The 13,185-nt window shown below is 51.1% G+C and carries 10 protein-coding genes and 1 other RNA gene; 8 read left to right on the forward strand and 3 right to left on the reverse strand.

All coding sequences use genetic code 11. The annotated features are described in order from the left end of the window. Positions 1-92: 92 nt before the first annotated feature. The 8 genes from Q8K39_RS07725 (at position 93) to Q8K39_RS07760 (ending at position 9,144) form a co-directional block, all read left to right on the forward strand. A complete protein-coding gene (locus tag Q8K39_RS07725) occupies positions 93-2,843 on the forward strand; it encodes a PD-(D/E)XK nuclease family protein (protein ID WP_305259197.1) in 2,751 nt (916 codons plus the stop codon). Next, positions 2,843-6,145, forward strand: a complete 3,303-nt coding sequence (locus Q8K39_RS07730; protein WP_305259199.1) for an exodeoxyribonuclease V subunit beta — start codon at positions 2,843-2,845, stop codon at positions 6,143-6,145. The genes Q8K39_RS07725 and Q8K39_RS07730 overlap by 1 nt, the downstream gene beginning before the upstream one ends. Positions 6,146-6,216: 71 nt before the next feature. Continuing rightward, positions 6,217-6,438 (forward strand): DUF904 domain-containing protein, encoded by a 222-nt coding sequence (locus tag Q8K39_RS07735; protein ID WP_370868576.1) that lies wholly within the window; start codon positions 6,217-6,219, stop codon positions 6,436-6,438. After that, a complete protein-coding gene (locus tag Q8K39_RS07740) occupies positions 6,435-6,761 on the forward strand; it encodes a cell division protein ZapA (protein WP_186955292.1) in 327 nt (108 codons plus the stop codon). The genes Q8K39_RS07735 and Q8K39_RS07740 overlap by 4 nt, the downstream gene beginning before the upstream one ends. A 67-nt stretch (positions 6,762-6,828) precedes the next feature. Next, positions 6,829-7,009: non-coding RNA, 6S RNA (ssrS, locus tag Q8K39_RS07745), on the forward strand. Positions 7,010-7,136: 127 nt separating this feature from the next. Then, complete coding sequence (locus Q8K39_RS07750) at positions 7,137-7,598, forward strand: EVE domain-containing protein (protein ID WP_305259201.1); 462 nt, start codon at positions 7,137-7,139, stop codon at positions 7,596-7,598. 35 nt (positions 7,599-7,633) lie between these two features. After that, the gene (gene ybiB / locus Q8K39_RS07755) at positions 7,634-8,596 is read left to right on the forward strand and encodes a DNA-binding protein YbiB (protein WP_305259216.1); all 963 of its coding nucleotides are present in this window, start codon (positions 7,634-7,636) and stop codon (positions 8,594-8,596) included. Positions 8,597-8,610: 14 nt separating this feature from the next. Beyond that, complete coding sequence (locus Q8K39_RS07760) at positions 8,611-9,144, forward strand: hypothetical protein (protein WP_305259204.1); 534 nt, start codon at positions 8,611-8,613, stop codon at positions 9,142-9,144. Between the two features lie 367 nt (positions 9,145-9,511). On the opposite strand, the gene Q8K39_RS07765 is transcribed toward Q8K39_RS07760, so the two are convergent. The 3 genes from Q8K39_RS07765 to Q8K39_RS07775 all read right to left on the reverse strand — a co-directional run. After that, on the reverse strand, positions 9,512-11,782 hold the full coding sequence (locus Q8K39_RS07765; protein WP_305259206.1) for a TonB-dependent receptor: 2,271 nt from the start codon (positions 11,780-11,782) through the stop codon (positions 9,512-9,514). Positions 11,783-12,309: 527 nt separating this feature from the next. Next, complete coding sequence (locus Q8K39_RS07770; RefSeq protein ID WP_305259208.1) at positions 12,310-12,525, reverse strand: hypothetical protein; 216 nt, start codon at positions 12,523-12,525, stop codon at positions 12,310-12,312. 212 nt (positions 12,526-12,737) lie between these two features. Continuing rightward, positions 12,738-13,185: IS5 family transposase (locus tag Q8K39_RS07775; protein ID WP_305259210.1), on the reverse strand; the 448-nt coding region annotated here is incomplete at its 5' end.

Raw genomic sequence — 13,185 nt, forward strand, 5'->3', positions numbered from 1 at the left:
CCTATTTTTTAGAAAAGTGTCATGCTTGCCGCCAAAATGCATGGGCAGTCGCATAGTATACTTGCTCTTCAGGTAAAACCATCACTTTCTTAATGCTACATACCCCCCAACTGATACCCGCTGGCCCGCTATTCTGGCAACAGGCTGCCCAGGCTTTTTTGCGCTCTGCCAGAGAGCAGGGCTGGGGACGTCAGCAAGAACGGGATTTTTCTGCCGTCCGCGTTATCGTACCTACGTATCAGCATGCCCACCTCCTGTTAAAGGCGCTGGGGACGGTATTGCAGGGTAATTTCATTCCGCCACGCATACAGACCCTGTTTGCCCTGCTGGAAATGCAGGCGCCTGATGCTGCACTGCAAGGTAATTACGGTGGTGATGCCAGTGAGAGGCTCATGGGTTTGTATGCTGAATTGAGGCAACATCCATGGTTAAAGAAATTATTTGGTGCGCGCCGCAATACTGACTTGTTGCCACTGGCGCAAACACTGCTGACCTTGTCTGATGAATTGACCGCTGTCTTATTACCCACCATAGGCAAGGATAAAAGCAAGCTGGAAAAAGACTGGCAGGCAGCACTGGCGCAATTGCCTGCGCCTGCACAAGCCTTATTATCCGAAGAAACGCAACTGGTATGGTCGGTCTGGCAGAGCCAGCTCGATGGCAATGACCCGCAGGTAAAGCGTTATGCACAGTTATTGCAAATTGCTGCTCAGGCCAGTGAGCCTTTGCTGTGGATAGCGCCGACTTTGCCTAACCCCATGGAAAAAGCTTTTTTGCAGGCTTGGGCCAAAAAGCAAAGTGTATTACAAATCAGTCTGGACTGGCGCGCACATACGTTGCCGCAGCCGTATTATCATGCCTGGCCGGGTTTGCAGGATACTGGCAGCCAGCATCAGCAGGCGCTGACTGAATATGTAGACACTTCCCACATACGTCTGTGCCGCGCCACGTCGCTGGAAGATGAGGCGGTGCAGGGGGCACAAACCATCATCAACTGGCTGCAGGCCGGCAGGCAAAGTGTGGCCGTCGTGGCGCAAGACCGTGTCGTCTCCCGCCGCATACGCGCCTTGCTGGAACGCGCACAGATCATGGTGGCCGATGAAACCGGCTGGAAACTGTCTACTACCCGCGCTGCGGCGGCTATTGCCGCCTGGCTGGAAGTGGTGACGACGCGGGCTGATACCATGGCCTTGCTGGATTTCTTGAAGTCACCTTACCTGCTATGGAAAGACCCGGACAATACTGAGCATGAGCAAGATGCCAACGCTGCCAAGGCCGATATGGTCATGCGTATAGAGTTGGTCTTGCGTCGTGCGAATGTGCTGGGTGGCTGGGAATCGGTATTGGCCGCGCTGGATGCGGGCAAGGATACCGGGCTAGCGAGCCGCTGGATCAGGTCCATGGCCAGGCAGGCTGGCAACTTCACAGGCAGGCGCAGTCTGTCTGAATGGAGTGCACTGAGTTTGCAGGTATTCTTTGACCTCTCCATGTTCAATGCCTTTCAGGCAGACCCGGCTGGTGCGCAAATCATTCAACTGCTACAGAAGCTGCAGCTCGCCTGTCAGGATTTGAAAACGCCATTCACCTTTGCTGAATGGCGTGCCCTGATGAATCTGCAACTGGAGAGCACAGCATTTGTGTTCGCACATACCGACAAGCGCGTGGTCATGTTGCCGCTGAATGGCGCACGCCTGCGTCCTTTTGATGCGGTGTTGTTGGTTGGGGCGGATGCTTCACACCTGCCATCGCAGGCCAGCGAGATATTATTTTTCGCCAATGCAGTCAGGCGTGAATGTGGACTGGAAACACGCGAGTCGCGCCAGCAACAGCAATTGCGTGACTTTGCTGAGCTATTGCTGAGTAATACCGACATCGTTTTATCCTGGCAGGGCAGCCTGAATGGCGAACATAATCCCGTCAGCCCCTGGCTGGAACAATTGTGTCTGACGCTGGAGCGTACCCAGCAAGGCGTGCTGGATAGTCATCCCCTTGATATGCCGACCAGGACCATGCAAGCCAACACTCAGCATATGCCCACGCCCTCTGCCGCTGCGTTGTTGCCTTCAACTTTATCTGCCAGTGCTTATACCAGCCTGGTGGTATGTCCCTACCAGTTTTTTGCCGGGCGCATGCTGGGTTTGAGTGCGCTGGATGAACTGTCAGACATGCCGGAAAAGCGTGACTATGGTGACTGGTTGCATGCCATCCTCAAGCGTTACCATGAAGAGTTGAAAGTAGTGCAGGTCGCGCAGCCTGGTGTAGATAGAGAAGCCCTGCTGCGTAACATATCCGCTGATTTTTTTGCCGATGTATTGCAAAAAAGCCCGGCGGCACTAGCTTATAGCGTGCGCTGGGATAAAGTTATCCCCGCCTATGTCGCCTGGATGCAGGCGCATGAAGAAGCGGGCTGGCAGTTTGACATGGGTGAAATCAAGAATGAAAAAACGCTGGAATGGCAGAGTGGCCAGATCATACTGAAAGGTCGCATAGACCGCATAGACAGAAATACGAATGGTGAAGTGGCGGTACTCGATTACAAGACAAAAAACCTGATGGACTTGCGCAGGAGACTGAAGGAAGGCGAAGATCATCAGTTGCCGTTTTACGGCTTGCTGACGGATTTGCCTATCAGCTCAGGCAGTTATGTCGCGCTGGAACTCAGTCAGGGCAAGGCTGGCGATGTGGCTGCCGATGATTTTGAACGCTGGGTTTCAGAGCTGGCACTGGCGATTAAAACCAGCATGTCATCTATACAGAATGGTGCAAGCTTGCCAGCACACGGCGTAGAAGCAAATTGCCAGTATTGTGAAATGCGTGGACTATGCCGAAAGGGGGCGTGGTGATGACCGAACCCCTGCAATACTCTCATTCTTATGAAGTCAATGGCGAGGCTGTCAGCCACGCACACTTTACGGCAACTGCCTGTGACCCGCGCCATAGCGTTGTCGTCGAAGCTTGTGCTGGCAGTGGCAAAACCTGGTTGCTTGTCTCGCGCATGTTGCGTCTTTTGCTGGCAGGTGCTGAACCGGCAGAATTACTGGCGATTACCTTTACCCGCAAGGCTGCGCAGGAAATGCGTGAGCGCCTCATGGATTTGCTGCATGAACTGGCGCTGGCAGATATCGCCCATGTGCGGCAATTGCTGACTGAGCGCGGTATTGTCGAGGCTGACTTGCAAAGTGTCATACCACTGGCACGTGGCTTGTATGAAAAAGTCTTATCCAGTCCGCAGTCACTATCACTGGACACCTTCCATAGCTGGTTCGGTCGCCTGATACAATTGGCACCGCTGGCATCTGGCGTGCCGCATGGCTTCACTTTGGTGGAAGCCAGTGGTGATATTCAGCGCGAAGCCTATGGTCAGCTCATGCAGATGCTGGTGCAGGAAGAGCATGCAGACATCAAGGAGGCGCTGCTATTCCTGTATCAGGAAATTGGGGATTTCAATGCACGCGAAATGCTGGAAGCCTTCCTCGACAAGCGGGCAGAATGGTGGGCCAGCAACCAGCAAATTGAGCTGGGTGGCCCGCTGGACTGGTTGCGTGATTTATGCGGTGCAGACCTGTATCAGGATGCGCGGCTCAGCATCTGGGAAGATGCCCAGTTATATCAACGCATTGCCCACATGGCCCTGGTATTGGGTCAGGGTTCAAAGAACAACCAGACCAATGCCAGCAAGATAGAGCAAGGCTTGACGGACGGCCCTAGCCTGGAAGCCTTTGCCATGATTTGCGATGGTTTCATCAATGGGCAGGGCAATATCCGCTCACACAATGTCAAGGTCAAAGCGCTGATTACCTCCATAGAAAAACACCTGGGCCTGGACCAGATCAATGCCTTTGAAGATGAATGTGAAGCGATAGTGCAGGCGCTGAATCAACTGCAAAAACGTAGTGCCGAAAAAATGGTCATGCAAGTCAATGAGGCTCTGTTTGCGGTCGGCACAGCCTATCTTAAATGCTACCAAAGCCTGAAGTCAGACCAGCGGGTATTTGATTTTGCTGACCTTGAATGGCAGGCATATCGCCTGCTAAGCAACGAAGAATATGCAGCCTATTTGCATAGCCGTCTTGATGCACGTTACAAACATATCTTGCTGGATGAATTCCAGGATACCAATCCCCTGCAATGGGGCATAGTGCAAGCCTGGCTGGAAGCTTATGGTGATGATGGTGCCAAGCCCAGTGTGTTTGTGGTGGGGGATCCCAAACAGTCTATCTATCGTTTTCGCCGTGCTGAGCCCAGAGTGTTTACTGCTGCACAAAATATGCTGGCAGGGCAGGGGGCACGGGTTTTACGTACCAACCAGACACGCAGGAATGCGCCAGCGATTGTTGATGTACTTAATGTCAGCATGCATGGCAACCCGTTGTTTCATGCGCAGACAACGGCTTCAGATGCGGACGGTGCGGTTTGGCGGTTGCCATTGATAGGTGCGGTCGTGTCTGATGAAGTTGTTGAGGAAGAAGTTGCACCCACCCGCTTTCCCTTGCGCAATTCGTTGACGACACCACTGGAAGAGGCAGAAAACCAGCAACGCTATGAAGAAGGTAAACAAGTCGCGCAAGCCTTGCTGGGCATACGTGCCGTGCAGGGCGCAGCTAGCTTTCACTGGAGCGACGTGATGTTGCTGGTCAAGCGCCGCACGCATTTGTCTGCCTATGAAAAAGCCTTGCGAGAAGCGGGCATTCCCTTTGTATCCAGCCGTCGCGGTGGTTTGCTGGATGCGCTGGAAGTGCTGGACTTGATCGCCTTGCTGAATTTCCTGATGACACCCGGCGATAACCGTGCACTGGCACATGTGTTAAAGTCACCCATCATGGCAGCCAGTGATGACGACTTGATTGACCTGGCGTTGCGCGATGAAGCGACCTGGTGGAAGCGCTTGCAAGCCTTAGCCTTGCAGCAAGACGAGTCTTCTCCAGTTCTGCAACGCGCCGCCCGCTTGCTGCAGCAATGGATGGAAGCTTCTTACTATTTGCCTGTGCATGATTTACTGGATCGCATCCTGCATCAGGGTGAGGTCTTGCAACGCTATGCACAAGCGTCTTCAGTCGCCCAACGCAGCCAGGTGACGGGGAATATCCATAGCTTTACCGAACTGGCCCTGAACCTGGATGCCGGGCGTTACCCCAGCCTGCCAAAATTTATCGCTGCCCTGAGCGCCTTGCGCCGTGGCGGCGACAGTGATGCACCTGATGAATCTGCGGTTGATAGTGCGGCTGATGCTGTGCGTATCCTTACCATTCATAGCGCCAAGGGACTGGAAGCAAAGATAGTCGTCATGCTGGATGCCAATCACAGTGAATCCATGAAAGACAGGATAGGCGTCCTGTGTCAATGGCCCTTGCAAGCAGGCGAGGAAAGGCATTTTTCTGTCTTTGGGAAGAAAGATCAGCGCGGTGCGGCACGTGACCGTTTTTTTGCGCAGGAAGAAGCCCAGGCCACGCAAGAAAACTGGAATCTCTTATATGTTGCCATCACCCGTGCCAAGCAGGTATTGATAGTTAGTGGGGTGCAGAATGGAAAAAAACAGCCTGCCCCAAGTTGGTATGCTTACCTGGATCGCGTAGGAGAAAAATTGCCTGTTGCGGTTAATGTTGAGAATGAAGTACAGCAGCATCAGTCATTCAGCATGGCGGTATTTGAACCCCTTGCCATGCCTGCTGAAGAGCTGATCCTGGAAGTAAGCAGTGATGAACAACTGGAAGGCATAGCACTGCACACCTTGATGGAGCGTTTGAGCAATAACGCAAAGACCTGGCCTATTGCCGTCCCAGATGCCGAAACCATCGCCGCCTGGCTGCCCTGTTCCAGCACTGTGGCAGCAGCAATACGCAAACAGGCTGAGTGCATATTCAGTAATTCTGCATTGCAGAAATTTTATGATCCTGCTGTATATGTATATGCACGCAATGAAATGGATGTGCTGGTTGAGCAAAAATTATTGCGGCTGGACCGGGTTGTGGTTTTTTCGCATGAAGTCTGGGTTCTGGATTACAAGCGCCAACTTTTGCCTGGACAGGACGCAGGCTATCGCCAGCAGTTGCTGGGCTATGTTGATGCCTTAAATCAGGTATTTTCTGATAAAACTGTCCATGCTGCACTTATTTTGAGTGATAGCAGCTTGATAGATCTGCTCTGAGAGAAAATTTGCTCGTATAATTAATCAACTGAGTTAAATGCTGAGTTGCATACCCCTTTAAACACTGAGACATGATGATTTCCGAATTTGAATTGCTAGCTGAAAAAGTGACGCAGCTTTCCGTGCTGGCACATACCCTGCGCAGCGAAAATGCCAGGTTGCGTAACGATGTAACGTCCATGATGACGAAAAATGCAGACTTGCAACAACGCATGCAGCAGGCCCATGACCGCGTCTCCACCTTGCTGGCACAATTGCCGGCAGAAGTATTGAATGACAAGGAAGCGGCATGAGCGAAGTAAAAGTAATACAGGTCGATGTCAATATCATGGGCCAGAGCTACAAGCTCAGTTGCAAGGAAGGCGAGGACCGTGCCCTGCGCGAAGCTGCTGCCTATCTGGATGGCAAAATGTCTGCCATACGTGATGCTGCCAAAGTCAAGGGCACCGACAGGATAGCCGTCATGGCAGCACTGAGCATGACAACCGAGTTACTGGCCACCAAATCACCAGAAGGACCCTTGTCCGGCTTGTCTCTGGCAGAGGTGAAGCAAAAGATCCAGGATATGCATGAAATCATGGACCAGGCTTTGACTCCGCAAGAAAAACTATTTTGATCTGCCATCTTATTATTTAATTTAATCAAAATAACTAGCGACGCGCAGGCATTTCAATGTACACTTTAGTTCCCTGCCGTGTTCGCCAATGCCATATATTCCTTGAACCATTTTAGTGCATAGGCCGTGGAACATTATTCGATAGGTGTGAGCGTCGCTAGTCCGATGAACCCGAAATTGAATTGACCGTGGCCAACTTGAACCGCTCAGGTTCAGGATGCCGGCATAGCGGCATCGGTGGGGACTTATTCTGAACGGCTGTCATTTTCATGACAGCCGTTTTTTTATGTAAGATCAATCCGTGTTGTTGATGGTGAATATGTCCTTGATACCTAAATGTGCGACAATTTCCTTTTGTCTTTGCAGGTGCTTAACATGGCATATTGGTTGATGAAGTCTGAACCGGATGAGATCAGTATTGATGACGTCCTTGCTTTACCCAGTATCCCCTGGTTTGGCGTACGTAATTACCAGGCGCGGAATTTCATGCGTGACGGGATGCGCATTGGCGACGGCGTTCTGTTTTATCATTCCAGTTGTGCTGAACCTGGCATTGCCGGTTTGGCCGAGGTAGCCAGTACCGCTTATCCCGACCATACACAGTTTGAAAAAGACAGCAAATATTTTGATCCCAAGGCGACCCAGGAAACACCACGCTGGATGATGGTTGACGTCAAGGCAAAGCGCAAAACACGCTTGCTGAGCCTGGCAGAACTCAGGACTTATCCGGAACTGGCTGATATGACGGTGCTGCAAAAAGGCAGTCGCCTGTCAATTACCCCGGTCAAGCTAGATGAGTGGCGATTTATCCAGAAACTGTTGAAGGAAAAGGTTTGAAATTTCCCCCATTTATCGCAAATCCTGTTGCAGAAATGACCGGGCCTTTGGCGGCCGCCAAATTCATCAAGGAAATCGGGCGCGGCAAGGATGGCGCACGCAGCATGACGCAGGAAGACGCTGCGACTTTATATACCGCCATGCTGGCCGGTCAGGTTTCTGACCTGGAGCTTGGCGGCATCTTGCTTTCCATGCGCATCAAGGGCGAATCAATAGACGAAATTGCAGGCTTTTTGCAAGCGGCGCACCCTTTTATCTTGCCGCTTCAAGCACCTGCAGATAGCCCTTATGCTCCAGTAGTGATACCTACCTATAACGGCGCCCGCAAGAAAGCTAATCTGACACCTTTGCTGGCCTTGTTGCTGGCACGGCTTGGTGTACCTGTACTGGTGCATGGTGTGCGCACAGATGCTGGTCGTGTCGCTACGGCTGAGATATTCCAGGCCCTGGGTTTGCCTCTGGTAACAACTCCAGAGCAGGTCCTGGAGCAGATGCATCAAAAGCAGCCAGCCTTTATGCCCATCGATACCTTGTCGCCTGCAATGGCACATTTGCTGAGTCTGCGCCGTATTCTGGGGGTGCGCAATTCTACTCACACCCTGGTCAAGCTCTTGCAGCCTTTCATCGTGCCTGCCTTGCGTCTGAGTTCTTATACCCACCCTGAATATCTGCTGATGCTGCAAGACTATTTTACTCGCTGCGCACCTTTTGATGCCGGGGATGTGTTCCTCATGCGTGGTACTGAAGGTGAGGCTGTCGCCAGTACCGGTCGTGCCCAGCAGATAGACTGGTTTCACGCAGGGCAGAGTACCACCCTGGTGCCTGCGCAGCAAGAACCATTGGCCGAAGTGCCTGCAGTGCCTGACAGCATAGACGCTACAATCACAGCGGCCTGGATCAGGTCCGTGCTGACTGGTGAGATTGCCGTACCAGAAAATATTGCCGCACAAGTGGAGCATTGCGCCAGCATTGCACGGCGTTTGCGGCAAAAAAATTAGGAGCTATATTTGCCATGGAAGCCGATGTAGTAGAAAAGAATCCCAGTGTTCGTGACGATCCACGTTTGGATAAGGTATTGCGTTTTCTTGACAGTATAGGCATCACGGTTATTGAACGCGAATTGGAGCATGCTACATTCTTGCCTGGTCTTGATTTGGGGCCAGCTTGCATTTATGTCGATTATGGCAAACTCAAATATCCTGGTGATATGGTGCATGAAGCCGGACATCTTGCGGTAACACCATCTGCCAGCCGTGCCTTGATTGGCAGTGAGCAGCAGGAGAAAGACTGGCCGCCACAGGGCGAAGAAATCGCGGCTATTCTGTGGTCTCTGGCTGTGGCCAGGGAGCTTGATTTGCCGCTGGATTTTGTTTTTCACCCGAATGGGTATAAGGATGATTCCAGCTGGTTGATAGAGATGTTTGAGTCGGGTAATTTTATTGGCTTGCCGTTTCTGGAGTGGGCAGGATTGAGTCTGGGGGCGGTGCGGGCGGAGAAAGAGGGTAAACCAGCTTTTCCCAAAATGTTGAGGTGGATGCGGGAGTAGCTTGGGGTTGTTTTGTTATGCTCTATGAAGGTGAGCGTCAATGCCGTAGTCCGTGATTTTACGTTGGGGTGCATCACAGAAATGGACGGTTAGTCAATTTGAAGCAATCCTATTAACAGCATTCCAGCGTGTTTTTAGCTGGCATCCAGAGGCGTTCGTAATATGCCGAAAGGCTTGCTAACTATAGTTTCGTATTATTTCGACTCTGTTTTTTCAAATACCTTCGCACGCAATTTTCGATCGCAGGCCAAAACCAAAACCGTCACGACAATCGTCCATATTGCGACACACTCTTTAGTACTCCGAAACACGTCACCCATAAAAAACGCCGGATCACTCCGGCGTTTTTTATGAGCTTAACAAATGATCAGAAGTTAGCCTTGAACTGCACGCCATAGCTGCGTGGTTCGTTCAGGATACCTGTCAGGTTGTTGAAGTCGATGGCGGCGATGACTTGTTGCTTGTTGGTGATGTTGCGACCATAGGCAGCCAGTTCATATTTGCCGTCGGCCCACATATAGCCTACACGTACGCCACCTTCCAGCATGGATTTGGCTTTGTATTCCTTGGCTTCGTACAAGAACATATTGTATGAGTCTTTGTAAGACCAGTCGGTGTTGGCGTAAAGTGTGCCATCGCCGATTTGCGTGGAATAACGCAGCGAGAAGTTACCTACCCATTTAGGCGCGCGTGGTAGTGGGTTACCGCCGATCAGCACTGTACCTGCGATAGGGCCGGCAGGGTTGGTGACTGTACAGCCGTTACCGCAAGGTGCAACGAACAGCTTGGCATCTCTGATCTCTGTGTCGTTGTAACTGATACCTACTGTGGTTTTCCAGTTGCGACTCAGGTTGGCTTGCAAATCCATTTCAACACCCTGACCAACGGCTTTGTCTGCATTCACCAGTTTGTTCTGGTTCACACTGCCGCTACCTGCGGTCAACTGCAAGTCTTTGGCAGTGTACTGGAATACAGTAGCGCTGATACGCGCTGTGTTATCCAGGATGTCTTTCTTGATACCAGCTTCGAATGACAGGGTCTTTTCTGAATTAGCGACGGAGATGCTGTCGCCAAACAGGACGCGACCCTGGATACTCGGCGCACGATAACCGGTTGCAATACGGGCAAACACTGAAGTTGCCTTGTCCAGTGTGTAGTTGGCGCCCAAATCCCAACTGATGTTGGTGGAAGATGGATTGGCTCTGAGTACTGGTGTGCCTGGTGTGCCCAATGCTGAGCCTGGTGTCCAGGTGCGTTGTGCGTCAAATTCTTTTTTATCGCTGGTGTAACGAAGGCCACCACGCAGTTTGAACTGATCGTTGACGGCATAGTTCAAGGTACCAAAGGCAGCCCAGGACTTGGCATTCTGGTGTTGTACCGCGTAGCCATTCTGTGGATTGCCAGGTGCAAAAGAATCATAGTTGAAGCTGTCAACTTGCAAGTCTTCGCTGAAATAATACAAGCCACCTATCCATTGCAATGGGTCTTTGGTATTGGATTCAACACGGAACTCTTGGGTAATCTGCTTCAGGTTAGGCAAGCCATCGGCTGTTTCAGCAGGGAAGGGAATGAAGCCTGGGCCCATGGTAGGCATGAAAGACGCGCCATAGCCACCGTCAACGTCAGCACGGCTATAGAACTTTGCCTTGTCATACGCAGTAATGGAATGCAGGCTCATGCCCGGCATATCCCAGCGCAAGCGCAAGCTGCCACCAGACGATTCCAGGTTTTGCGAATTCAAGCCATCGGTAGGATAGTTGGAATAGTTAAAACCTGGCACCAATTCATTCGTGCCTTTTTGGATGATGTTGGCGCGGAACAGGGTGGCGTTGCCAGACATGTCACGGCCATGCAAATTCACCAAAGCGCTGAAATCACCGCTCTTATACGAGAATTGCAGGCGTGCTGCGTTGTCGCGATAACCTTCGAGATTTTTCTCGCCAGTAGAACGCGGATTGGTAACACGGTCATCGCGGCTCTGGGATTGGCCAGAGAAGCGCATCGCCCATTCCTGGCTCAAAGGAACGTTGATGGCGCCTTCCAGGTTGATGGCCTTGTCATTACCAAAACCGAGGTTGGCATAACCTTCCAGGCGGCGGGTAGGCTTGGCCGAGTCAAACTTTAAAACACCGGCTGGAGAGTTGCGACCAAACAGGGTACCTTGTGGGCCACGCAGGATTTCGACCTGGTCTACGTCAAATACCGGGAAGCCTTTCAGCATTGGGCTTTCTTGTACGACTTCGTCATACACCAGACCAACGGGTTGAGATGCATTCAAATCGAAATCTGTATTGCCCAAGCCGCGGATATAGAAACGTGGGAAAGAACGACCAAAGTCGGATTCCACGTTCAAACTAGGTACGCGTGCCGCCAGGAAGCGAATGTCCTGGCCGCTGGCATTGTAGGTATCGAGCGCTTCGCCTTTGATGGCAGAGATCGACATCGGTACTTCTTTGATGTTTTCTGCGCGGCGGTTAGCGGTAACGATGACAGTTTCCAGTTGTGTACCGTCATTTTTGGCGGCAGGCTTGGCATCCTGAGCCCAGGCAGATTGCAGGGGGAAGGCAGCCGCGACCGCCAGGGCGATAACGCTCAAGCTGACACCCTTGTGCAGTTGCTGAGAAATGGTTTTGCGCATGGTAAGTTCCCAAGTTGAGTTAAACAATGGTGTTCTGAAATGGTGCATATGCACCATCCCTGAATTGGGGCGTGTCGAAATCGAGGATTTCGCTACGAGTGCCACGCAAACGTTTGCGTAATCGTTTGCGTGACGGCGAATCTGTTATCTCTCTAGCCAGCAAACAAGTCAAGAATTACTTAAATTCAAAGAAGCAAATATCTTTTTTGCTGTAAAAATGTTGCGGATTTCAAACAAAAATATTGCTATTTGGAATTATATTTAACTGTGAACCTGTTTCAATTAATGCTCAAAAATGGGGCAATAAAAAGTCTGATGTTCCCAAGTGGTCTTGCTGCCGACCAAGCTTGTCATGAAAATTTTCATGGCAAGGCAGAATATTGAAAAAAACACTGGTATGAAGGACCTTGATTGCATGACCGGAATTGTTGAAAATGCCTGTGTCTCCTATACTACTTTTTCTTGTGTTCACTAACGCCATAGCATTATACATTTTCCGCTGCAAAGTCGGCATTCTCTGTTGCGTTTTACTCCGGTTCCGGATTTGCTACATGTTCACCAGCAGGTCGCCAGCAGCCTAGCCAGTGCTCCCATACTTGCCCGTGTTTGCCATTCCCTTTAATCCTTGCTGACCTGTGCAGATCATCGAGGAATTCCACAGACATTTTCCTGTTGCCAAGTTGTGTCAGGTATTTTTTAGCCGCATCTTCGCTGCTGATATTGATCTCGTTCAGCGTCTTCATGCGCGCCATTTCAAGCAGGCAGGATTCATCAGTGCAACAGTCTGCCTGTTTGTCATTTACCCATCAGTTCATTGTAGGCATCCTGAGTGGCTTTTTTTACGTCGGCCTGGGTTTCATGCTTGATCAGGTATTTGATGACAGGCAGCATATTACGGTCTTTTACCTGCCTTAATGCATAGGCAGAATAAGAACCTGTTCGAGATCTTTTTTGATCACCCCCGCCGCAAGAGCAAAGTGAGGAATGCCAAATTAACGAATTGCAAGCTGGTATTCAATTGTCGCTCACAGTTTTTCCAAAGGCGATGGCATTTCTCAAGCCAGGCAAAAGAGCGTTCCACCACCCATCGCTGAGGCATGACACTAAATGTGTGGAGTTCATTGCGCTTGGCAACTTGTACGGACGCCCCCAGAATTTGATGGACACCCTCAGCAAAAGGGCGCCCCGTATAACCACCATCGACGAGCACGCTGGCAACCTTGCCCAAGGAATGCTTGTGCTGCTCAAACGCTTCCAGTGCTCCCTTTCTATCCGTGATGTCGGCTGTTGTCACGGCAATGGCATGAGGTAGCCCCTCTGTGTCAACCGCAATATGGCGCTTGATTCCTGATACTTTCTTCCCTGCATCGTAGCCTTTGTGTTTTGCCGTATCCGTGTTTTTG

The sequence above is a fragment of the Undibacterium sp. genome, from assembly GCF_030683615.1.
GTDB classification, from domain to species: Bacteria; Pseudomonadota; Gammaproteobacteria; order Burkholderiales; family Burkholderiaceae_D; genus Undibacterium; species Undibacterium umbellatum.

Coding starts and splice junctions, on each gene's coding strand:
- Q8K39_RS07750 (WP_305259201.1), top strand. CDS start 7,137: ATGGCATATTGGTTGATGAAGTCTGAACCGGATGAGATCAGTATTGAT.
- Q8K39_RS07735 (WP_370868576.1), top strand. CDS start 6,217: ATGATGATTTCCGAATTTGAATTGCTAGCTGAAAAAGTGACGCAGCTT.
- Q8K39_RS07770 (WP_305259208.1), bottom strand. CDS start 12,525: ATGAAGACGCTGAACGAGATCAATATCAGCAGCGAAGATGCGGCTAAA.
- ybiB (WP_305259216.1), top strand. CDS start 7,634: ATGACCGGGCCTTTGGCGGCCGCCAAATTCATCAAGGAAATCGGGCGC.
- Q8K39_RS07740 (WP_186955292.1), top strand. CDS start 6,435: ATGAGCGAAGTAAAAGTAATACAGGTCGATGTCAATATCATGGGCCAG.
- Q8K39_RS07760 (WP_305259204.1), top strand. CDS start 8,611: ATGGAAGCCGATGTAGTAGAAAAGAATCCCAGTGTTCGTGACGATCCA.
- Q8K39_RS07725 (WP_305259197.1), top strand. CDS start 93: ATGCTACATACCCCCCAACTGATACCCGCTGGCCCGCTATTCTGGCAA.
- Q8K39_RS07765 (WP_305259206.1), bottom strand. CDS start 11,782: ATGCGCAAAACCATTTCTCAGCAACTGCACAAGGGTGTCAGCTTGAGC.
- Q8K39_RS07730 (WP_305259199.1), top strand. CDS start 2,843: ATGACCGAACCCCTGCAATACTCTCATTCTTATGAAGTCAATGGCGAG.